The organism is Streptomyces sannanensis (genome assembly GCF_039536205.1).
Taxonomy (GTDB): domain Bacteria; phylum Actinomycetota; class Actinomycetes; order Streptomycetales; family Streptomycetaceae; genus Streptomyces; species Streptomyces sannanensis.
Map to the genome: position 1 here is coordinate 1,679,656 of NZ_BAAAYL010000001.1, position 22,279 is coordinate 1,701,934.

A 22,279-nucleotide genomic window follows, 5' to 3' on the forward strand; every position below is an offset into this window, starting at 1 on the left:
CACAACCACCAAGGGGGATCATGCCGTTCACACTGAGCCATGCCGCGGCCGTGCTGCCGGGGATACGACGGGACGGCGCGGCCCGCGGACCGCTCATCGCCTCCGCACTGGTCGCCGGATCCTTCTCACCCGACATGACCTATTTCGCCGCCTCGTTCGTGCCCGCCGCGATGCCCTTCGGTGACGTCACGCACTCGGTCGTCGGTGTCGTCACCGTCGATGTGCTCATCACCGCCGTACTGGCCGGACTGTGGCTGCTGCTGCGTGAACCGGTGGTGGCGCTGCTGCCGCGGGGATGGCAGGGACGCGTCCATGCCTTCGTACGCGGGCAGTCGTGGCGCGGAGCGCGACTGCCTTCGTCGGCATGGCGGTTCGCCCTGTCGGCGGCGATCGGGGCGAGTACGCATGTCTTCTGGGACACGTTCACGCACCTGGACCGGTGGGGCATGAAGGTGCTGCCGGTGCTCGGCGAGATCGTGGCGGGCTTCCCCGTCTATCTGTATCTGCAGTACGGCGGCTCGGCGGTGGCCCTGGTGGTGATCGTCTGGTTCGTCGCCTCGTCACTGTGCCGGCTCCCGGCGGCCGCGTCGCCGCCCGTGCCGGCACTGGACGCGCGCGGCCGATGGAGTGCGGCTGCCCTGCTCGTGGGATGTGCGGCGGTGGGTGCGGTGCACCGCTGCGTGCGCTGGTACGCGTACCACGGCGACGGCACACTGCTGGGCCTGATCCCCTCCGCGTGCTTCGGCGCGGGCGCGGGCCTCGCGGTGGGACTGCTGCTGTACGCGACCACGGTCCGCCTGCGCACGAAATCGCCGGACAGGCTCAAAGCGAGCCTGCCCGGCGACTGAGGGCAATACTCGAAGGGCGTTCCGGCGTCAGTGCGCCGCCGACTCCCAGTCCGGGCCGACGCCCACCGAGACGTCCAGGGGGGCGCGGAGTTCGACCGCGGCCGACATCTCGCGGCGGACCAGCTCCTCGACCCGCTCCCGCTCGCCCGGGGCGACCTCCAGCACGATTTCGTCGTGGACCTGGAGCAGCATCCGGGACTCGAGACCGGCCTCGGCCAGAGCCTGGTCGACCTTGAGCATGGCCACCTTGACGATGTCCGCCGCGGTGCCCTGGATCGGGGCGTTGAGCGCCATCCGCTCGGCCATCTCGCGGCGCTGGCGGTTGTCGCTGTTCAGGTCGGGCAGATAGCGGCGCCGGCCGAACATCGTCTCCGTGTACCCCGTGGCACGCGCCTCGTCGACGACCCGGCGCAGATAGTCACGGACCCCGCCGAAGCGCTCGAAGTACGTGTCCATCAGGCCGCGCGCCTCCGCCGCCTCGATGTTCAGCTGCTGGGACAGCCCGAAGGCCGAGAGCCCGTAGGCCAGTCCGTACGACATCGCCTTGATCTTGCGGCGCATCTCCGCGTCGACGGCGGACTTGTCCACGGCGAACACCTGGGAGGCGACGGTGGTGTGCAGGTCCTCGCCGGAGGCGAACGCCTCGATCAGGCCCTCGTCCTCGGACAGATGGGCCATCACCCGCAGCTCGATCTGGCTGTAGTCGGCGGTCATCAGAGACTCGAAGCCCTCGCCGACGACGAACCCGCGGCGGATCGCCCGGCCCTCGTCCGTGCGCACCGGAATGTTCTGCAGATTCGGATCGGTGGAGGAGAGTCGGCCGGTGGCCGCCACCGTCTGGTTGAAAGTGGTGTGGATACGCCCGTCCGTCGCCACCGTCTTGATCAGGCCCTCCACGGTGACCCGCAGCTTGGCCTGCTCCCGGTGGCGCAGCATGAGGACCGGCAGTTCGTGGTCGGTCTGGGTGGCCAGCCACGCCAACGCGTCGGCGTCCGTGGTGTAACCGGTCTTGGTCTTCTTGGTCTTGGGCAGGGCCAGCTCACCGAAGAGGACCTCCTGGAGCTGCTTGGGCGAGCCCAGGTTGAACTCGTGCCCGACGGAGGCGTGCGCCTCCTTCACGGCCTGCTGCACGGCGCCCGCGAACTGCTGCTCCATCGCCTCCAGGTGCGCCCGGTCCGCGGCGATGCCGTGGCGTTCCATCCGGGCGAGCAGCACGGAGGTGGGCAGCTCCATGTCGTGCAGCAGCCCGGCAGCGCCGACCTCCTCGAGCCGCGCGTCGAAGGCCTCGCCGAGGTCGAGGACGGCGCGCGCCTGCGCCATCAGGGCGTCCGCCTCGGCCTGCTCGTCGGCGCCGAAGGCGAGCTGGCCGTCGGCCGCGGCCGGGGCGAGCTCACGGCCCAGGTACTCGATGGACAGCGCGTCCAGCGCGAAGGAACGGCGGCCGGGCTTGACCAGGTACGCGGCGAGCGCGGTGTCCATGGTGACGCCGTCGATACGCCAGCCGTGCTCGGGGAAGACCCGCATGGCGCCCTTGGCGTTGTGCAGCACCTTGGGCCGGGAGGCGTCGGCGATCCACGCGGCGAAGGCCCGCTCGTCGGCCTCGTCCAGCTGCGACGGGTCGAACCAGGCCGCGGCCCCGTCCGCCGCGGCCAGCGCGATCTCGCTCACATTGCCGCCGCCCAGCCCCCAGGTGTCGACGGTGGCCACGCCGAGCTTCCGCGTGCCGTGGGCCTCCAGCCACGGGGCGAGCTCGCCGGAGCCGAGAACCGTGCCGTCCAGCTCCACACCGGCGGCCGGAGCGGGGGCCTCCTCCTCTCCGGCACCGGGATCGACGGCGAGCAGCCGCTCACGCAGGTTCGGGTTGCGGATCTCCAGGGTGTCCAGGAAGAAGGCCAGCGCCTTGCGGTCGTACGGAGCACGCTCCAGGTCCGCCACGGCCTTGGGCAGCTCGACGTCACGCACCATCTCGGTCAGCCGGCGGTTGGTCTTCACCGCCTCCAGATGATCGCGGAGGTTCTGCCCGGCCTTGCCCTTGACCTCGTCGACGCGCTCCACCAGCTCCGCGAAGGAACCGAACTGGTTGATCCACTTCGCGGCGGTCTTCTCACCGACACCGGGGATGCCCGGCAGATTGTCGGACGGGTCGCCCCGCAGCGCCGCGAAGTCCGGGTACTGCCGCGGGGACAGACCGTACTTCTCCTCGACCTTCTCCGGTGTGAAACGGGTCAGCTCCGAGACACCCTTGGTCGGATACAGCACGGTGACATGCTCCGTGACCAGCTGGAAGGAGTCCCGGTCACCGGTGACGATCAGCACCTCGAAGCCGGCCGCCTCGGCCTGCGTGGCCAGTGTGGCGATGATGTCGTCGGCCTCGAAGCCGTCGATCGCGAAGCGCGGAGCGTTCATCGCGTCCAGCAGCTCGCCGATCAGCTCGACCTGACCCTTGAACTCGTCGGGGGTCTTGGAGCGGTTCGCCTTGTACTCCGGGAACTCCTCCGAACGCCAGGTCTTGCGGGACACGTCGAAGGCCACCGCGAAATGCGTGGGCGCCTCGTCGCGCAGCGTGTTCGCCAGCATCGACGCGAAGCCATAGATGGCGTTCGTCGGCTGGCCGGCGGCCGTGGTGAAGTTCTCCGCGGGCAGCGCGAAGAACGCCCGGTACGCCAAGGAGTGCCCGTCCATGAGGAGCAGGCGCGGACGGTTCTCTGCGTTGTTCTTCGCTGTCTGAGCCACGCCACGATCCTGCCACGACCCACTGACATTCCGGTCCGCGCCCAGGACAGGACCTACGCCCGCTCCCCGCCGTCGGCGATGCGTGACAGGATCTGCTGCGAACGCGCCACCTCCCCGGACCTCGTCCGGGGGACCCCAGCTCGAGGGAGAGCACCATGGCCACGAAGCCGCCCGCGGGAGACCCGGTCCAGGACGCGCCACAGGTCTCGGCACCGCAGCACGCCGCCGCCGGACTGCCCGCCATCGCGCACACCCTGCGCATCTCCCAGCAGCAGATGGGCCTGAAGCGCACCGCACAGACCCTGCTCAAGGTCAACCAGAAGGACGGCTTCGACTGCCCCGGCTGCGCCTGGCCCGAGGGTGACAAGCGGCACACCGCCGAATTCTGCGAGAACGGCGCCAAGGCCGTCGCCGAGGAGGCGACGCTGCGCCGCGTCACCCCCGACTTCTTCGCCGCCCACTCGCTCGCGGATCTGGCCACGCGCAGCGGGTACTGGCTCGGCCAGCAGGGCCGTATCACCCAGCCCATGCTTCTGGCGGAAGGCGCCGAGCACTACGAAGCGGTCACCTGGGACCGGGCCTTCGCGATCATCGCGGAGGAACTGAAGGCGCTCTCCTCCCCCGACGAGGCCCTCTTCTACACCTCGGGCCGCACCAGCAACGAGGCCGCGTTCCTGCTGCAGCTCTTCGCCCGCGAGTTCGGCACCAACAACCTGCCCGACTGCTCCAACATGTGCCACGAGTCGTCCGGCTCGGCGCTGACCGAGACCATAGGCATCGGCAAGGGCAGCGTCTCCCTGGAGGACCTGCACCGGGCCGACCTGATCATCGTCGCCGGGCAGAACCCGGGCACCAACCACCCCCGGATGCTCTCCGCCCTGGAGAAGGCCAAGGCGGCCGGCGCGAAGATCATCTCGATCAATCCGCTGCCCGAGGCCGGCCTGGAACGCTTCAAAAACCCGCAGACCCCCCAGGGCATGATCAAGGGCGCCGCCCTCACCGACCTCTTCCTCCAGATCCGCATCGGCGGCGACCAGGCCCTCTTCCGCCTCCTCAACAAACTGATCCTGGAGACAGAAGGCGCCCTCGACCAGGCCTTCATCGACGAGCACACCCACGGCTTCGAGGAGTTCGCCGAGACCGCGCGCGCCGCCGACTGGGACGAGACGCTCACCGCCACCGGCCTGCAGCACGCCGAAATCGAGCAGGCCCTCGCCATGATCCTCGCCTCCAGGCGCACCATCGCCTGCTGGGCGATGGGCCTGACCCAGCACAAGCACGCCGTCGCCACCATCCGCGAAGTCGTCAACATGCTGCTGCTGCGCGGCGACATCGGCCGCCCCGGCGCCGGCGTCTGCCCCGTGCGCGGCCACTCCAATGTGCAGGGCGACCGCACCATGGGCATCTTCGAGCGGCCCGCACCCGCCTTCCTGGATGCCCTGGAGAAGGAATTCGGCTTCGCACCGCCCCGCCACCACGGATTCGACGTCGTACGGTCCATCCAGGCGCTGCGCGACGGCGAAGCCAAGGTCTTCTTCGCCATGGGCGGCAACTTCATCGGCGCCACCCCCGACACCGAGGTCACCGAGGCCGCGATGCGCCGCGCCTCACTGACCGTGCACGTCTCCACCAAGCTCAACCGCTCGCACGCCGTCACCGGCCGCCGCGCACTGATCCTGCCCACCCTCGGCCGCACCGACAAGGACGTCCAGGCGAGCGGCAGGCAGTTCGTCACCGTCGAGGACTCCATGGGCATGGTCCACGCCTCCCGCGGCAACCTCACCCCCGCAAGCCCCCACCTGCTGTCCGAGCCCGCCATCGTCGCCCGCATGGCACGCGCCGTCCTCGGCGCGGACTCCGCCACCCCCTGGGAGGAGTTCGAGAAGGACTACGCCACCATCCGCGACCGGATCGCCCGCGTCATTCCCGGCTTCGAGGACTTCAACGCCCGCGTCGCCCGGCCATCAGGCTTCGCCCTCCCCCACGCCCCGCGCGACGAACGGCGCTTCCCCACCACCACCGGCAAGGCCAACTTCACCGCCGCCCCCGTCGAATACCCCCACGTCCCCGAGGGCCGGCTGCTGCTGCAGACACTGCGCTCGCACGACCAGTACAACACCACCATCTACGGCCTCGACGACCGCTACCGCGGCATCAAGGGCGGACGCCGCGTCGTCCTCGTCCACCCCGCCGACGCGGCCGAACTGGGCCTCGCCGACGGCTCGTACACCGACCTGGTCAGCGAATGGAAGGACGGCGTGGAACGGCGCGCCCCCGGCTTCCGAGTGGTGCACTACCCCACCGCCCGGGGCTGCGCCGCCGCCTACTACCCGGAGACCAACGTGCTGGTGCCGCTGGACGCGACCGCGGACACCAGCAACACCCCCGCCAGCAAGTCCGTCGTCGTGCGTCTGGAACAATCACGGACCGACTGAGCGTTCGCTTATCCAAGACGACCGTAAGACGATCGGAGCCGGGCCCCATGGGCGAGCAGAACACCGTGAAGTTCCCACAAGAGGTCATCGACGAGTACGCCGCGCTCGGCGTCGACCTGCCCGCGCTGTTCTCCGCGGGGCACCTCGGCACCCGCATGGGCGTGCAGATCCTCGAGGCCTCCGCGGAGCGGGTCGTCGGCACCATGCCGGTCGAGGGCAACACCCAGCCCTACGGACTGCTGCACGGCGGCGCCTCCGCCGTCCTCGCCGAGACCCTCGGCTCCGTCGGCTCGATGCTCCACGGCGGCTCCAAGAAGATCGCCGTCGGCGTCGACCTGAACTGCACCCACCACCGCGGGGTGCGCTCCGGCCTGGTCACCGGCGTCGCCACCCCCGTACACCGCGGCCGCTCCACCGCCACGTACGAAATCGTCATCACCGACGAGCACGACAAGCGGGTCTGCACCGCCCGCCTCACCTGCCTGCTGCGCGAGGCCAACCCCGGCGACGGCCTCGTCTGACACCCCGCGGCGGCCGGGGCCGCACACACCCCGACCGCCGCAAGAACCACTCAACTCCCCACCCTGCACAGGAAATTGACCAAGTAACAGTCAAAGAACACCGCCACTCTTGCCGCAGCGGTCACCGGCGCGTTTCACTGACGGCGCTCACCCCCACAGGAGACCCGTCCCGCCGACCCAAAAGGGGATCTTCTTGACCGCCGCCGCACGGCTCACCGCCGTCACCGCCGCCGCCTGCGCCGTCGTCCTCGGCGCCGCACTGCCCTCGTCCGCCATCAACTCCTACAACGCGACGCCCGCCCCCGAGCGCACCGAGGTCGGCGCCCTCGTCGCCACCTGGGACAACGACGACAACCCCGCCACCCCCGACCGGGTCGACTGGGTCTGCTCCGGCACCATGATCGACGCGGACACCTTCCTGACCGCCGCCCACTGCACCACCGACTGGCCGGCGAACGTCAAGTTCTATGTCTCCCTCGACCAGGACGTCCAGGCCGGCCTCGACAAGGCCGCCGCCCAGCACCCCGGAGACCCCGCGGCCGTCGCCGAAGCCGTCGCCGTCCAGGGCACCGCCCACAGCCACCCCGCCTACCCCGGCCCCGCCTCCGACACCCACGACATCTCCGTCATCGAACTGCCCGCCGCCAAGGTCAAGGCCCGCTGGAACTTCACCCCGGCCACCCTCCCCAAGGCCGGCGCACTCTCCGCACTCGGCCCCCAGGGCCTGAAAGACACCTCGTTCGTCGTCGCCGGATACGGCACCCAGGAAGCCCAGCGCGGCCCCGGCGGCCACACCCACCCCGGCGGCGGCGTCCGCATGAAGGCCCCCACCGGCTTCAACGCCCTCAACAACGCCTGGATACGCCTCTCCATGAACGCCTCCCAGGGCAACGGCGGCGCCTGCTACGGCGACTCCGGCGGCCCCAACTTCGCCACCCTGAACGGCAAGCGCACCCTCGTCGCCACCACCATCACCGGCGACACCCCCTGCTACGCCACCAACGTCACCTACCGCCTCGACACACCCGGCGCCCGGGCCTTCCTCGCCCCCTTCGTCACCCTCCCCTGACACAACACAGCGGCGCCGGACGGAAAACCCGCCCGGCGCCGCCGCGCATGCTCACACCGGCCGTCAGGCCGCACCCTCACCGAGGTACGCCGCCCGGATCCGGTCGTCGCTCAGCAGCTCGGCCGCATCACCCGACATCGCCACCGAACCCGTCTCCAGCACATAGCCGCGGTTCGCCAGACCCAGCGCCTGCGTCGCGTTCTGCTCCACCAGCAGCACCGTCGTGCCCTGCTGATTGATCTCCTGAATGATCTCGAAGATCTGCTGCACGATCAGCGGCGCCAGACCCATCGACGGCTCGTCCAGCAGCAGCAGCTCCGGCTTGCCCATCAGCGCACGGCCGATCGCCAGCATCTGCTGCTCACCACCCGACAGGGTGCCCGCCAGCTGGTTGCGCCGCTCCGCGAGCCGCGGGAACAACGTGAAACACCGGTCCATGTCGGCCGAGTCCACCGACGAGAAACGGTACGCACCCATCTCCAGGTTCTCGCGCACCGTCATCGTCGCGAACACCCGTCGGCCCTCAGGCACATGCCCGATCCCGAACTGCACCAGCTCGTGCGACCTGATGCCGTCGATACGCTCCCCGCGCAGCCGCACCTCACCATGGCGAGGCTGCAGCATGCCCGAAATCGTGCGCAGCGTCGTCGTCTTGCCCGCGCCGTTACCACCGAGCAGGGCCACGATCTCGCCCTGGTTCACCGTCAGATCGATGCCCTTGATCGCCTCGATCGCACCGTAGAACACCCGCAGACCCACCAGCTCGAGCAGCGCACCGCCCGAACCGCCGACGTCGCCCGGCTCCTTCTGCAGCTCCGTCGTCGTGCTCACTCGCTGCTCTCCTCGTCCGACGCCGAACGCTGCTCGGCGATGATGTGCTGGACCGCCTCGGCATCCTCCGCCGACGAACCCAGATACGCCTCGATCACCGCCGGATGCTGCTGCACCTCACTCGGCGTCCCCTCGGCGATCTTCTTGCCGAAGTTGAGGACCATCACCCGGTCCGCCACCGACATCACCAGACGCATGTCGTGCTCGATCAGCAGCACACTCACGCCCAACTCGTCGTTGATACGGCGGATCAGCTGCTCCAGCTCCAGCTTCTCCGTCGGGTTCGTACCCGCCGCCGGCTCGTCCAGCAGCAGCACCTGCGGATCCGTGGCCAGCGCCCGCGCGATCTCCAGGCTGCGCTGGTCGCCGTAACTCAGCGACCCGGCGATCTCGTTGAGCTTGTCCTCGAGACCGACGAACTTCAGCAGCCTATGCGCCCGCTCATCGCTCAGCTTCTCCGCCTTGCGGGCCTTCGGCAGCCCCAGCATGATCGAGACCGGGCCGGCCTTCAGCCGGGTCTCCGCCGCGATCTTCACGTTCTCCAGCGCCGTCAGCGCCGAGAACAGCCGGATGTTCTGGAACGTACGCGCCAGCCCCAGCCGGTTCACCAGGTGCGGCTTGCTGCCCAGCAGGTTCTTCTCGCCGCCGTCCTTCGGACGGAAGACGATCTTCCCCTCCTGCGGGGTGTACACACCCGTGAGGGAGTTGAACAGCGACGTCTTGCCCGCACCGTTCGGACCGATCACCGCGAGGATCTCCCCCCGGCGCATCTTCAGGTCCACGTTGTCCAGGCTGGTCAGACCGCCGAACCTCAGCGTCACACCCGAGGTCTCCAGCACCAGCTCCGCGTCACCCGACGCAGGCCCCACGGCCTCGGCCGGGTCGCTCGTCACATCGGTGGTCATCAGATCTTGCCTCCCGCCGGCTCGGTCATCGCGTCGGCGTCCCCGACACCCTCCTCGGCCATCTTCAGCTCACGCTGACGACGACGGGACGGCCAGATGCCCTGCGGCCGGTAAATCATCATGATCACAAGCAGCGCGCCCAGGTACATGTACCGGTCGGACGGATCCACGTAGTCCTTCAGCGCCTCCGGCAGCCACACCAGGATCGCCGCACCCGCCAGCACACCCGGAATCGAACCCATACCGCCGAAGATCACATAGGCCAGGATCAGGATCGACTGCAGCAGCGGGAACACCTCGGGATTGATGTACCCGTACTTACTGGTGAAGATCACACCCGCGACACCCGAGGTCGACGCACCGATGGCGAACGCCATCAGCTTGAACCGCACGGTGTCCACACCGTTCGCCGCGGCCGCGATCTCGTCCTCACGGATCGCCGTCCACGCACGGCCCACCCGCGAGTGCTCGAGACGCGAGAACAGCACGATCACCAGGACGATGAAGAACACCAGCAGATACCAGTACGGCAGCGGCTTGATCGACCACTCGTACTCGATGCCCGCGAAGTCGATCGAGAAGTCCGGGATCAGCCGGGCGCCCTGAGGACCACCGGTGATCCCGTCCGCGTTCTTCGCGACCAGATAGATGATCTCGTGGAAGCCCAGGGTCACGATCGCCAGATAGTCACCCCGCAGCCGCAGCGTCGGAGCACCCAGCAGCAGACCCGCGATCAGACAGGTCACGACCGCGATCGGGATCACCCAGAAGTTGTTCAGTACCACCGGAGGCTCGACCGGCAGCCGACCTGTCCAGTACGCCGTCGAATACGCACCCACGGCGAAGAAGGCGAAGAAGCCCAGGTCCAGCAGACCCGCCCAGCCGATCACCACATTCAGACCGATCGCCAGCAGCGCGAAGATCGCGATCTGGTCGACCAGAACCGTCTGCCACGTCCGCGCCAGGCCCGACGGAATGACCAGCGCCAGCACCAGGATCAGACCCAACAGCCCCCACTTCAGCCGCTTGTCCGCCTGCACCCGCGCCCGCACGGCACCCACAGGGCCGCCTGCACCCGACTTCGCCTTCGCCACCACGCCCTTGATCGGCTCCGCGGCGAACTCACGCAGCACCCAGACGCCCACCGTGACGGCCAGACAGATCCACAGGTTGCCACCCGTGAACGTGCCCTTGATCGAGAAGAAGACGTCACGCGTATTGCCCTGCTCACCCGTCACCAGGGCCAGCAGCACACCCAGCGCGATCATCGCCCACAGCCGGGTGAAACGCTCCTCCTGGTACCAGGCCTTGCGGCGAAGCTTGGCCGCCACGGAAGGAGTCAGATTCCTCGAGGTGTCCACAGCGCTCATGCCGCCCTCCCCACTCGCTGACCGAGGATGCCCGTCGGACGGAACATCAGCACCAGGATCAGCACCACCATGGCCGACACGCTCCGCCACTCGTCACCGAGCAGCGGCACCGTCATCGTCTCCACGATGCCGATCAGAATGCCGCCGGCCATCGCGCCACGGATGTTGCCGATACCGCCGACCACGGCCGCCGCGAACGCGGTGATACCGGGGATGAAGCCCATCGTGTACGAGACCTGGTTCAGGTTGGCGAAGAGGAAGCCCGCCACGCCGCCCAGCACACCACCGATGACGAAGGTGCGGGAGATCACCTTGTCGATGTCCACCCCCATCAGACCGGCCACCTCGGCGTCCTGCGCGACCGCCCGGATGCCCTTGCCGAGCTTGGTGCGGTTCACCACCAGGTCGAGAGCGATCATCATCACCACGGCCGTCGCGAACTGCAGCAGCTGAGTGATGTTCACGCCCGCGCCGAAGACCGAGAACACCTCGTGGTTGTCGTACATCTCCGGCAACGGCAGCGGGTCACGGCCGAACAGCTTGCCCGCCAGGTTGTAGAGGAAGAACGACGCACCGATCGCGGTGATCAAGAAGATCAGTCGTGGCGCACCGCGCCTGCGCAGTGGCCGGTACGCGACCTTTTCCAGGCCGTACGCGGTCATACCGCCGAACAGGGCCGACCCCGCCATCGCCAGAGCGACAAAACCGATCGAGGCCAGAGCCGACGGATTGTCACCCGGATCGACGAGCTGAAGAACGATGAGGCTGCCGTAGGCGCCCAGCATGAACACCTCGCTGTGCGCGAAGTTGATCAGCTGAAGCACGCCGTACACCAGCGTGTAGCCGATGGCGATGACGGCGTACAGCGAGCCGAGCATCACCCCTAGGACGAGATAGTCCCAGAATTCCTGAAGGGACATGGAGCTGACTTCCTTGTGGGAGCTGGGCGGACCGCTGCGTTCATGGCGACGAGGGGCGGACCGCGGGCGGAACTGCGGGTCAGATACGGCTTCGGAGCCTTCTGCGCAGACGGGGGCCGAGAGAACTACCGTCCTCCGGCCCCCTGTCGCACGGCATCAGCCGATCAAGCCTCGGCCTCAGCCGACCAGCTCGTTGATGTTGCCCTGGTACTCGATCTTGCCGGACTTGACCTGGTACAGGTACACGTCCGTGCCCTTGAACTCACCGTTCTCGTCGAAGGAGAACGTCTTCGTCAGACCCTTGTACGAGGCCTTCGCCAGCGCGTCGCGCAGCGCCTCACGCTGCACATCACCCTTCAGACCCTTGACCTGCTCAATGATCATGTTGGTGATGTCGTACGCCTCGGCGGAGTACGTGCCCGGGGCCCGGTTGAACTTCTTCTGGTAGTCCTCGGCGAACTTCTTCGTGCCCGCCTCGACCGTGGCGTCGGTGCACGGGCAGGTCAGGAACCAGTTCTCCGAGGCGTCGCCGGCCAGCTCCACGAACTTCGCGTCGTTCGAGCCGTCACCCGAGATGCCCGCACCCTTGTAGCCCGCGTCCTTGAGCTTCTTCGCGAACGGTGCCAGGTCCTGGTAGTAGCCGGCGTAAATCAGCGCGTCGGCCTTGGAGTTGACGACGTCCTTCGCGGTCGCGCTGTAGTCCGGCGTCTTCTGCGGCACGGCCTTGCGGACGACCTCGATACCGGCGTCCTTCAGGCCCTTCTCGGCGACACTCGCCAGGCCCACGCCGTAGTCGGTCTTGTCGTCGATCAGGTAGACCTTCTTGGCCTGCAGCTTCTTGGCGTAGTACGTCGCCATGCCCGCGCCCTGCATGCTGTCGTTCGGGACACCGCGCAGGAAGCTCTTGAACCCGTTCTTCGGGTCCGTCAGGTTCGGGTTGGTCGCCGACGGCGACACTGTCACCAGGCCGGCCTCCGCGTACAGCGGCGAAGAGGTGTTGGTCGGGCCCGAGAAGGCGGGGCCGACGACCGCGACGACGCTCTCGTCGTCAATGACCTTCTGAGCAGCGGCAGTTGCCTTGTCCGGCAGACCCTGGTCGTCAGCCGCCACGTACTCCAGCTTGAAGTCCAGGTCGCCCTTGGCGTTGGCCTGCTCGATGGCGAGCTCAATGCCGTTCTGCATGTTCTCGCCCAGGGCGACGTTGTCACCCGAGAGCGGACCCTGGAAAGCGATCTTGTACGCACCGTCGCCACCGGAACCGGAGTCACCGCTGCATCCGGTCAACGCCAGCGCACCCACTGCCAGCGGAATGGCCAGCTTGACGATGTTTTTGTTCAGCACTACGGACCCCCTGGAGCCGCCCGAACGATCTTGAGAATGAGGGAAGTTGGGAGACCCCTCAAAGGACACACCGCCCATCCACGCGGTGTGCCGGGAATCTAGTCGGGCGATCGGCTCGCCGGTAGGCAATGGCACGATGTGTGATCGCCCTGTGACCTGAGTCATGCGCCGAAAAGAGAACACTCCTTACCGGCGAGCGGACATGTCCACCGTGAAACCCCAAGACCCGGACAACTTGTCCGGGCCCCGTCAGGAGGTCGTTCCCATGAGAACAGTCCTGCTCAGTGGCATTACCGGCCTTGCGATCGGAGTCGCGGCCACCACCACAGCAGCAGTTCTCCTCTGGCCGGAAACCTCCCCTCCCTCCCAACTCCGGCCACTCGAACTCAATCCAGACACTTCCGCCACACAAAGCGGAAACCTCATCTTCGACACCATCGGCCTCCGCTGCGGCATCACCACCATCATCGGAACCCACGGCGAACACCGAGCCAAAGGCCGCCTCTGCCGCGTCCGCATCACCATCACCTCAAAGGACTCCGTTTTCGGGCAAGTTGACAACAATCTCCAGCAACTCACCCTCGACAACGGGAAAGCACTCTCCATCGACCGCATCGCCACTCAGGTCAAACGCCAGCCGATCACCACCGAGGTCGCCGCACACGGCCAGATCACCTACGACCTCTGGTTCGACACCCCTCGTGGCAGCCGGCCCACCGGCCTACGCGTCCGCGCCAACGACAAAGAGCCCCCGGTCACCATCCCGCTCCCCGAGCGGGACTGGACCGAGGGCTCCGCGTAGCGCGCGTTCCGCGCGCGAAAGACCACACCGGCGCGCCATGCGCCCCGTGCGGCGCACGCCGCTACTGCTGACCCTTCGCGGCCTTCTTCTCCTCCGAGTCCTCGATGACCGCCTCTGCCACCTGCTGCATCGACAGACGGCGGTCCATCGACGTCTTCTGGATCCACCGGAAGGCGGCCGGCTCCGTCAGCCCGTACTCCGTCTGCAGAATGCTCTTCGCCCGGTCCACCAGCTTCCGCGTCTCCAGCCGCTGGGCGAGGTCCGCGACCTCCTTCTCCAGCGCCTTCAGCTCCGCGAAGCGCGAAACGGCCATCTCGATGGCCGGAACGACATCGCTCTTGCTGAACGGCTTCACCAGATACGCCATCGCCCCGGCGTCCCGGGCCCGCTCCACCAGCTCCCGCTGCGAGAAAGCGGTCAGCATCAGCACCGGCGCGATCGACTCCTGCGCGATCCGCTCCGCGGCGGAGATACCGTCGAGCTTCGGCATCTTCACGTCCAGGATCACCAGGTCCGGCCGCTGCTCCCGGGCGAGCTCCACAGCCCGCTCGCCGTCCCCGGCCTCGCCGACGACCGTGTAGCCCTCTTCCTCGAGCATCTCTTTCAGGTCGAGACGGATGAGGGCCTCGTCCTCGGCGATGACGACGCGGGTCGTCAGCGGCGGAACGTGCGACTTGTCGTCATCGGCGACGGGCTGGGGCGACTCGGGGGTGGTCACTGAAGCTCCTCGTTCCTGGGCAAGTACTGCTACATGAGCCTACCCAGCAGCGGCAAGCTCCGGTCACCCGGTACACTTCCGACGAGCAATCCGGCCGGGTTGGCGCAACTGGCTGACGCGGAGGTCTCAAACACCTCTGTCCGCAAGGACGTGTGGGTTCGAATCCCATACCCGGCACCATCACGCTAAGCGGATGTTCACGTTCTCGTGAACATCCGCTTTTTGCTGCACATAGCGACCGGCAACCACTCACAGTAGTCGAGTGAACTTCCATGGCACTGAAGTGCGACAGAAGGCGCTCACGCTCCTGCGCGGCGGAACGAAGAATGCCGATGTCGCGCGACGCCTGAATGTCCCGCTGGGCACGATCGGCTACTGGAAGCACACGGACCGAGCCAAGCGCGGCGAGACGGTCGGTGTGCGCCCCTCGCTGCTCTGCCCCTTGTGCGACGGCCGCCCCCTGGACAAAGCCGCGTACTCCTACCTGCTCGGCCTCTATCTTGGCGACGGGCACATCAGTCACTACGCCAAACACAAAGTGCCCAGCCTCATGATCACGCTCGACGACGCGTGGCCCGGCGTCCAGGACGAGGCAGAGGCAGCCCTCCGGGCCGTGTTCCCGCACAACGCCACCTGCCGCGTCCGCCTCAAAGGGGCCCACAACATCAAGGTCTACTTCAAGCATCTGGCGTGCCTCTTCCCCCAGCACGGCCCCGGCAAGAAGCACGAGCGCAAGATCGCGCTTGAACCCTGGCAACAGAAGATCGTCGATGCGCACCCCTGGGGATTCATCCGCGGGCTGATCCACTCCGACGGGTGCCGGATCACCAACTGGACTACCCGTGTCGTCGCCGGCGAGAAGAAACGCTACGAGTACCCGCGGTACTTCTTCAGCAACAAGTCGGATGACATCCGGAAGCTCCTCACCGACACCCTGACCAAGGTTGGCGTCGAGTGGACAGTCCTTGCCCGCGGCAGCGACCCGTTCAACGTCTCCATCGCCCGCAGGGCGTCCGTCGCACTCATGGACGCCCACATCGGACCGAAGTACTGACCCCTCAGTGCGGCGTGCCCAGGTACGGGAACTCGGGGAGCAGGTCCTTGTGGGAACCGATGCGGTCCGTGCGGACCTTGCCGTTCGTGAGCATCGACAGGCGTGCCGAGGTGACGTCGTCCGTGAGGGTGCGGCCGTTCGGGTAGGCCGCCGGCCTGCTGCGGTCGAACCTGAGGATGTCCGGCAGCACCGTGCGGAGCACCTTCTCCGCCTCGGCCGGTTCGTATGCGCCGAAGTGCTGGAGCGCGGCGGTCCAGGTGTCCTTGTATGTGTCCCAGTCGTCGGCCGGTTCGCCCGCGTTGTACGCGTCCTTGGCTTCGTCCGCGTTGAAGTAGGCCGTGAGGCTGGGGTGGGCGCCGCGGTCGACGCTTTTGAGGGTGCCGTTGTGGTGGATGCTGACGCGGGCCCAGATGCCGATGACGGGGTTGTCGCCGAGTGCCGCGTTGGGCATTTCGAGGACGATGCCGAAGACGTTCTTGTCGGCGCCCCAGTCGGTGCCGGTCCACTGGAACTTGTTGATGATGCCGTCGAGGTCGGCGAAGAAGGGGTCGCTGCGGAGACCGACGGAGAGCATGTAGTCACCGGATTCGATGACGGTGGGGTGCTTGCCGAAGCTGACGGGGGCGTCGACGACGATGATCTGGCCGGCGGCTTCGTGGGCGCGGGCCTGTTCGCCGGTGGCGCGGTGGACGGTGCAGGTCTGGGTGCCTTCCGCGGGGGGCGTGAAGGTGAAGCTGTAGGCCACATCCGCCTGGTGGTCGCCGTCGGTGTCGATGTTGATGCGGTAGACGGCGTCGGGGTGGAACGTCTCACCGCCGGTGGGGGCGTCGGGGTTGACGTTCATGATGAGGACGGTGCGGTCGCCGGGGACGGTGAAGGCGAACAGGTCCGTGAGGTCGAGCCGGGCGTCGTTCATCGGAGACCGCAGGCCGGGTCCGCTGAGGTGGTGTGACATGGCCCCAGCTTCGAGGGGGCGCCGTGGTGCGGCGCGGCTGGTGGGGCCATGCGGGTGAGCCGGGAGCGGGGGTTATTTGGGGGTGTCGTCCTCGCCGATGTGGTGGACGCGTACGAGGTTGGTGGAGCCGGGGACGCCGGGCGGAGAGCCGGCGGTGATGACGACGATGTCGCCCTTCCGGCAGCGGCCGAGCTTGAGGAGGTGTTCGTCGACCTGGGCGACCATTTCGTCGGTGGAGTCGACGGTGGGTCCGAGGAGGGTTTCCACGCCCCAGGTGAGGTTGAGCTGGGAGCGGGTGGCGGGTTCGGGGGTGAAGGCGAGCAGCGGGATGGGTGAGCGGTAGCGGGAGAGGCGTTTGGCGGTGTCGCCGCTCTGGGTGAAGGCGACGAGGTATGTGGCGCCGAGGAAGTCGCCGATTTCGGCGGCGGCTCGGGCGACGGCTCCGCCCTGGGTGCGGGGTTTGTTGCGTTCGGTCAGGGGTGGGAGGCCCTTGGCCAGTATGTCCTGTTCGGCTGCGGTGACGATGCGGCTCATCGTCTTGACGGTTTCGACGGGGTGTTTTCCGACGCTGGTCTCGCCGGAGAGCATGACGGCGTCGGTGCCGTCGATGACGGCGTTGGCGACGTCGGAGGCTTCGGCTCGGGTGGGGCGGGAGTTGTCGATCATCGAGTCGAGCATCTGGGTGGCGACGATGACGGGTTTGGCGTTGCGCTTGGCGAGTTTGATGGCGCGTTTCTGGACGATGGGCACCTGTTCGAGGGGCATTTCCACGCCGAGGTCGCCGCGGGCGACCATGATGCCGTCGAAGGCGGCGACGATCTCGTCGATGTTGTCGACGGCCTGGGGTTTTTCGATTTTGGCGATGACGGGGAGGCGGCGGCCTTCTTCTTCCATGATGCGGCGGGCGTCGAGGGCGTCGCGTCCGCTGCGTACGAAGGAGAGGGCGATGATGTCGAATCCGGTGTGCAGGGCCCAGCGGAGGTCTTCGACGTCCTTTTCGGAGAGTGCGGGGACGGAGACGGCGACGCCGGGGAGGTTGAGGCCTTTGTGGTCGGAGACCATGCCGCCTTCGAGGACGGTGGTGTGGACGCGGGGTCCGTCGACGGTGGTGACTTCGAGGGCGACGCGGCCGTCGTCGACGAGGATGCGTTCGCCGGGGCTGACGTCGGCGGCGAGGCCGGGGTAGGTGGTGCCGCAGATGTGGCGGTCGCCTTGGATGCCTTCTTCGACGCTGATGGTGAAGGTGTCGCCGCGTTCAAGGAGTACGGGGCCTTCGTGGAAGCGGCCGAGTCGGATCTTCGGGCCTTGAAGGTCGGCGAGGATGCCGACGCTGCGGCCGGTTTCGTCGGATGCCCTGCGTACGTGCTGGTAGCGCTGTTCGTGGTCGGTGTGGGTGCCGTGGCTGAGGTTGAAGCGGGCCACGTTCATTCCGGCTTCGATCAGTGCCTTGATCTGCTCGTATGTGTCGGTGGCGGGGCCCAGTGTGCAGACGATCTTTGCTCGGCGCATGTTTCGAGCGTATGGCTTACCCGCCGGTAGAGAATTGGCTGCGCGTGACTACTCAACAACCTTTGAGTGAAAGCCAATTGACAAGTGTTGAATTGTGCGGGGGGTCGCTCCTATGAGCACATCTACAGCTGCGGGGGTGTCATGGTGAAGCGGGCGTTGACCTGGGCGTGGACGGTCTGGCGCTGGGGTTCGAGGTCGAGGGCGGGGGCGCCTTCGGCGGAACCGGGGGCGGCGTAGGCGGCCATGCGCATGCCGGGGGCGGCCGGGTAGGGGGTGGCCTGCTCCGCGCCCAGGTCGGCCAGCTCGACCAGGGCGGAGAGGCGGGCGCCGAGGGCTTCGGCGTATTCGCGGGCGCGCTGGACGGCTTCTTTCACTGCCTGGCGGCGGGCGTCGCCGTGTGCGGGTGAGTCGGGGCGCAGGGACCACCAGGGGCCGTCGACGCGGGTGAGTTCGAGGTCGGCCAGGCGGGTGGTGAGTTCGCCCAGGGCGGTGAAGTCGGAGAGTTCGGCGGTGATGTGGACGCGGCCGTGGTAGGCGCGGACGCGTTCGGCGCGGCCGTGCCGGGTGAGTTCGGGGCTGATGGAGAAGGCGCCGGTCTCGAGTTTTTCGACGGCGTCGCCGTAGGACTTGATGAGGTCGAGGGCGGTGGTGTTGCGCCGGGTGAGGTCGTCGAGTGCGGTGCGCCGGTCGGTGCCGCGGGCGCTGACGGTGATGCCGATGCGGGCGATCTCGGGGTCGACCTCGATATGTGCTTCGCCGCGGACGGCGACGCGCGGGGTGTCGGGGGTGCCGTAGGGGGGTGCCGGTGCGGGCGTGGGTTCTTCGGTCACGTATCCACTTTGTCAGATCGAATCCACCGGACGGGGGTGTTGCGCGTCGTGAGGCCTGGGTCAGAATCTACGCGCGTTGTTCCGCTCGACGAGGAGATGAAATGCCGCTGAACCGAAGGACGTTCCTGGGCACGTCGGCCGCTGCCGGCGCCGGGGTGGCGATCGCGGGGTCCGCCACCGCACCGGCCGAGGCGCACAGCCCCGGGAATTCGCGGAAGCGGTACTCCTTCACCGTCATGGGCACCACCGATCTGCACGGCAATGTCTTCAACTGGGACTACTTCACGGACCGGGAGTTCGACGACAAGGCCCACAACGACGTCGGCCTCGCCAAGATCTCCACCCTGGTGGAGCAGATCCGTGCGGAGAAGGGCCGCGGCAACACCCTTCTCATCGACGCGGGCGACACCATTCAGGGCACTCAGTTGTCGTACTACTACGCCAAGGTCGACCCGATCACCGCCGAGCAGGGCCCGGTGCATCCGATGGCGCAGGCCATGAACGCCATCGGGTACGACGCCGCGGCCCTCGGCAACCACGAGTTCAACTACGGCATCCCTCTGCTGCGGAAGTTCGAGGAGCAGTGCGACTTCCCGCTGCTCGGTGCGAACGCCCTGGACGCGAGGACGCTGAAGCCGGCGTTCCGTCCGTATGTGTTCCGGAAGCTCCGTACGCCGTACGGCCGTGACGTGCGTGTGGCGATCCTGGGGCTGACGAACCCGGGGATAGCGATCTGGGACAAGGCGAACGTCCAGGGGAGGATGACCTTCCCGGGTCTGGAGGAGCAGGCGGCCAAGTGGGTGCCGAAGCTGCGTTCGATGGGGGCGGATGTGGTGATCGTCTCGGCGCACTCCGGTTCCAGTGGGACCTCGTCGTACGGTGACCAGCTTCCGTACGTCGAGAACGCTGCCGGTCTGGTCGCCGAGCAGGTGCCGGGTATCGACGCGATCCTGGTCGGGCACGCGCACAGCGAGATCCCGGAGTACTTCGTCACGAACAAGGAGACCGGCAAGCAGGTCGTGCTGTCGGAGCCGCTGAAGTGGGGGCAGCGGCTGACGCTCTTCGACTTCGATCTTGTCTGGTCGGCGGGCCGCTGGACGGTGGAGAAGGTGGGCGCGAAGGTAGTCAATTCCAACGCCGCGGACGAGGACCCGGAGATCACGAAGCTGCTCGCCGATGAGCACGCCAAGGTCGTGGAGTACGTCAATCAGGTGATCGGCGCCTCCACCGTCGCCATGTCCACGGCCGAGGCGCCGTGGAAGGACGAGCCGATCATCGATCTGATCAGTGTCGTGCAGGCGGAGACGGTGAAGGCGGCGCTGGCGGGCGGGGCGTACGCGGCGCTTCCGGTGCTGTCGCAGGCGTCCTGTTTCTCCCGTACGGCGAGGATCCCGGCGGGGCAGATCACTCTGAAGGACGCGGCGGGTCTGTATCCGTTCGAGAACACCCTCGAGGCGCGGCTGCTGACCGGCGCGCAGCTGAAGGACTATCTGGAGTACTCGGCGAAGTACTACGTCCGGACCGCGCCCGGCGCTCCCGTCGACACCGCGAATCTGACGAATGCCGACAACACGCCCGACTACAACTACGACGCGGTGTACGGCCTGACGTACGACATCGACATCGCGCAGCCGGTCGGCTCGCGGATCGTGAATCTGGCGTTCGAGGGACGGCCGATCGACCCCGCGGCACAGTTCGTCCTCGCTGTGAACAACTACCGGGCCAGTGGCGGCGGGAACTTCCCGCATGTGCCCCGGGCCCAGCAGCTGTGGTCGGACTCGGACGAGATCCGCAACACGATCATCAACTGGGTGAAGGCCAGGGGCACGGTGGATCCGGCGCAGTTCGCGTCGGTGGGCTGGCGGCTGACCCGTGAGGGCACGCCGGTGTTCTGATCATCTCCGGTCGCCGAGCGGTACCAGGCCCGTGGGGCGGGCCTGGGCCGCCGGTTCGAGGCCGAAGGTGGTGAAGGCGGTGCGGGCCGGCAGGGGGTAGGGGTCCTTGCCGGTGAGGGTGTTGAGGATGGTGGCGCTGCGCCAGGCGGCGAGGCCGAGGTCGGGGGCGCCGACGCCGTGGGTGTGGCGTTCGCCGTTCTGGACGTAGACGGCGCCGGTCACGGACGGGTCGAGGACGAGCCGGTACTGGGTGTCGATGCGGGGCCGTTCGGAGGAGTCGCGGCGCAGGTACGGGGCGAGGCCGGCCAGCAGCCGGTCGACGGGCCGTTCCCGGTAGCCCGTGGCGAGGACGACGGCGTCGGTGGTGAGCCGGGAGCGGGTGCCCTGCTGGGCGTCCTCCAGATGAAGTTCGATCTTGGTGGTGGCGAGGCGGCCGGCGGTGTGTACGGCCACGCCGGGGCTGAGGACGGCGTCGGGCCAGCCGCCGTGCAGGGTGCGGCGGTAGAGCTCGTCGTGGATGGCGGCGATGGTGTCGGTGTCGATGCCTTTGTGGAGCTGCCACTGGCGTGGGACGAGCTGGTCGCGTACCGGTTCGGGCAGGGCGTGGAAGTAGCGGGTGTAGTCGGGGGTGAAGTGTTCCAGGCCGAGCTTGGAGTACTCCATGGGGGCGAAGGCCGCGGTGCGGGCCAGCCAGTGGAGGCGTTCGGCGCCGGCGGGACGGTGGCGCAGCAGGTCGAGGAAGATCTCCGCGCCGGACTGTCCTGATCCGACGACGGTGATGTGCTCGGCGGCGAGGAGGCGCTCGCGGTGGTCGAGGTAGTCGGCGGAGTGGATGACGGGGACGGTGGGGGCGTCGGCGAGGGACCGCAGGGGTTCGGGTACGTGGGGTTCGGTGCCGACGCCGAGGACGAGGTTGCGGGTGTGGGTGCGGCCGAGGGCTTCGGCTTCGCCCTGTGGGCCGAGCTGGGTGAAGTCGATTTCGAAGAGGCCGCGTTCGGGGTTCCAGCGGACGGCGTCGACCTGGTGGCCGAAGTGGAGGCCGGGGAGGTTTTCGCTGACCCAGCGGCAGTAGGCGTCGTATTCGGCGCGGTGGATGTGGAAGCGCTCGGCGAAGTAGAAGGGGAAGAGGCGTTCGCGTGTCTTGAGGTAGGCGAGGAAGGACCAGGGGCTGGTGGGGTCGGCGAGGGTCACCAGGTCGGCGAGGAAGGGGACTTGGAGGGTGGCTCCGTCGATGAGGAGTCCCGGGTGCCAGTGGAAGGCGTGCCGCTGTTCGTAGAAGGCGGTGGTGAGGCCTCCTTCGACGCCGTGGGCGAGGGCTGCGAGGGAGAGGTTGAACGGGCCGATGCCGATGCCGACCAGGTCGTGGGGCTGTTCGGGTTCACGGGGGGTGGTGGGGACGGTCATCGGGTCTCCTTGCGCGGATACCCCGGCTTCAGCCGGGGGAGGAAAGGCATCCTCCGCTATGCGGCGCGGAGCGCCGCAGTGTCGCTTCGGAGTGCTGTCCTTCGGGGCGGGTGGTATAGGCGTATCCGTCTGCTCGTTG

At 67.8% G+C, this 22,279-nt stretch carries 18 protein-coding genes and 1 tRNA gene; 8 read left to right on the forward strand and 11 right to left on the reverse strand.

Features of this window, described 5'->3' with window-relative positions:
* Positions 1-20 precede the first annotated feature (20 nt).
* Positions 21-848: a DUF4184 family protein gene (locus ABD858_RS07770; RefSeq protein WP_345035433.1), complete on the forward strand. Its 828-nt coding sequence runs from the start codon at positions 21-23 to the stop codon at positions 846-848.
* Positions 849-875: 27 nt separating this feature from the next.
* Here the strand turns inward: ABD858_RS07770 and polA are convergent, their stop codons facing one another.
* On the reverse strand, positions 876-3,581 hold the full coding sequence (polA, locus tag ABD858_RS07775; RefSeq protein ID WP_345035435.1) for a DNA polymerase I: 2,706 nt from the start codon (positions 3,579-3,581) through the stop codon (positions 876-878).
* A gap of 155 nt (positions 3,582-3,736) precedes the next feature.
* Here polA and ABD858_RS07780 point away from each other — a divergent pair, with 155 nt between their 5' ends.
* The 3 genes from ABD858_RS07780 (at position 3,737) to ABD858_RS07790 (ending at position 7,606) form a co-directional block, all read left to right on the forward strand.
* Positions 3,737-6,016, forward strand: coding sequence for an FdhF/YdeP family oxidoreductase (locus ABD858_RS07780; RefSeq protein ID WP_345035436.1), 2,280 nt, complete (start codon positions 3,737-3,739; stop codon positions 6,014-6,016).
* A 47-nt stretch (positions 6,017-6,063) separates the two neighbouring features.
* Positions 6,064-6,537 (forward strand): PaaI family thioesterase, encoded by a 474-nt coding sequence (locus ABD858_RS07785; RefSeq protein ID WP_345035437.1) that lies wholly within the window; start codon positions 6,064-6,066, stop codon positions 6,535-6,537.
* A 193-nt stretch (positions 6,538-6,730) separates the two neighbouring features.
* Positions 6,731-7,606, forward strand: a complete 876-nt coding sequence (locus ABD858_RS07790; RefSeq protein WP_345035439.1) for a trypsin-like serine protease — start codon at positions 6,731-6,733, stop codon at positions 7,604-7,606.
* Between the two features lie 63 nt (positions 7,607-7,669).
* Here ABD858_RS07790 and ABD858_RS07795 read toward each other — a convergent pair whose 3' ends face one another.
* The 5 genes from ABD858_RS07795 to ABD858_RS07815 all read right to left on the reverse strand — a co-directional run bounded on the left by ABD858_RS07795 (position 7,670) and on the right by ABD858_RS07815 (position 12,973).
* Positions 7,670-8,437 carry an ABC transporter ATP-binding protein gene (locus ABD858_RS07795; protein WP_425586166.1) on the reverse strand — a complete coding sequence of 256 codons (768 nt, stop codon included), beginning with the start codon at positions 8,435-8,437 and terminating at the stop codon, positions 7,670-7,672.
* Positions 8,434-9,342: an ABC transporter ATP-binding protein gene (locus tag ABD858_RS07800; protein ID WP_345035440.1), complete on the reverse strand. Its 909-nt coding sequence runs from the start codon at positions 9,340-9,342 to the stop codon at positions 8,434-8,436. Before ABD858_RS07800 ends, ABD858_RS07795 begins: the two co-directional genes overlap by 4 nt.
* On the reverse strand, positions 9,342-10,712 hold the full coding sequence (locus ABD858_RS07805; RefSeq protein ID WP_345035441.1) for a branched-chain amino acid ABC transporter permease: 1,371 nt from the start codon (positions 10,710-10,712) through the stop codon (positions 9,342-9,344). The genes ABD858_RS07800 and ABD858_RS07805 overlap by 1 nt, the downstream gene beginning before the upstream one ends.
* Positions 10,709-11,632 carry a branched-chain amino acid ABC transporter permease gene (locus tag ABD858_RS07810; protein WP_345035443.1) on the reverse strand — a complete coding sequence of 308 codons (924 nt, stop codon included), beginning with the start codon at positions 11,630-11,632 and terminating at the stop codon, positions 10,709-10,711. The genes ABD858_RS07805 and ABD858_RS07810 overlap by 4 nt, the downstream gene beginning before the upstream one ends.
* 177 nt (positions 11,633-11,809) lie before the next feature.
* Positions 11,810-12,973, reverse strand: coding sequence for a branched-chain amino acid ABC transporter substrate-binding protein (locus tag ABD858_RS07815; RefSeq protein WP_345035444.1), 1,164 nt, complete (start codon positions 12,971-12,973; stop codon positions 11,810-11,812).
* Positions 12,974-13,238: 265 nt separating this feature from the next.
* Here ABD858_RS07815 and ABD858_RS07820 point away from each other — a divergent pair, with 265 nt between their 5' ends.
* The gene (locus tag ABD858_RS07820; RefSeq protein ID WP_345035445.1) at positions 13,239-13,775 is read left to right on the forward strand and encodes a hypothetical protein; all 537 of its coding nucleotides are present in this window, start codon (positions 13,239-13,241) and stop codon (positions 13,773-13,775) included.
* Positions 13,776-13,836: 61 nt separating this feature from the next.
* On the opposite strand, the gene ABD858_RS07825 is transcribed toward ABD858_RS07820, so the two are convergent.
* Positions 13,837-14,493, reverse strand: a complete 657-nt coding sequence (locus tag ABD858_RS07825) for an ANTAR domain-containing response regulator (protein ID WP_345035446.1) — start codon at positions 14,491-14,493, stop codon at positions 13,837-13,839.
* 93 nt (positions 14,494-14,586) lie between these two features.
* Here ABD858_RS07825 and ABD858_RS07830 point away from each other — a divergent pair.
* A tRNA-Leu gene (locus ABD858_RS07830) sits at positions 14,587-14,673 on the forward strand.
* An 82-nt stretch (positions 14,674-14,755) separates the two neighbouring features.
* The gene (locus ABD858_RS07835; RefSeq protein WP_345035447.1) at positions 14,756-15,547 is read left to right on the forward strand and encodes a helix-turn-helix domain-containing protein; all 792 of its coding nucleotides are present in this window, start codon (positions 14,756-14,758) and stop codon (positions 15,545-15,547) included.
* Between the two features lie 4 nt (positions 15,548-15,551).
* Here ABD858_RS07835 and ABD858_RS07840 read toward each other — a convergent pair whose 3' ends face one another.
* The 3 genes from ABD858_RS07840 to ABD858_RS07850 all read right to left on the reverse strand — a co-directional run bounded on the left by ABD858_RS07840 (position 15,552) and on the right by ABD858_RS07850 (position 18,841).
* Complete coding sequence (locus tag ABD858_RS07840) at positions 15,552-16,502, reverse strand: DUF4331 family protein (protein WP_345035448.1); 951 nt, start codon at positions 16,500-16,502, stop codon at positions 15,552-15,554.
* A 72-nt stretch (positions 16,503-16,574) separates the two neighbouring features.
* Positions 16,575-18,011: a pyruvate kinase gene (gene pyk, locus ABD858_RS07845; protein WP_345035450.1), complete on the reverse strand. Its 1,437-nt coding sequence runs from the start codon at positions 18,009-18,011 to the stop codon at positions 16,575-16,577.
* A 122-nt stretch (positions 18,012-18,133) separates the two neighbouring features.
* Positions 18,134-18,841 carry an SIMPL domain-containing protein gene (locus ABD858_RS07850; protein WP_345035451.1) on the reverse strand — a complete coding sequence of 236 codons (708 nt, stop codon included), beginning with the start codon at positions 18,839-18,841 and terminating at the stop codon, positions 18,134-18,136.
* Between the two features lie 101 nt (positions 18,842-18,942).
* Here ABD858_RS07850 and ABD858_RS07855 point away from each other — a divergent pair, with 101 nt between their 5' ends.
* On the forward strand, positions 18,943-20,736 hold the full coding sequence (locus ABD858_RS07855; RefSeq protein WP_345035452.1) for a bifunctional metallophosphatase/5'-nucleotidase: 1,794 nt from the start codon (positions 18,943-18,945) through the stop codon (positions 20,734-20,736).
* On the opposite strand, the gene ABD858_RS07860 is transcribed toward ABD858_RS07855, so the two are convergent.
* Entirely contained in the window at positions 20,737-22,140 is a 1,404-nt protein-coding gene (locus tag ABD858_RS07860) for a lysine N(6)-hydroxylase/L-ornithine N(5)-oxygenase family protein (RefSeq protein WP_345035453.1), read from the reverse strand.
* Between the last annotated feature and the right edge of the window lie 139 nt (positions 22,141-22,279).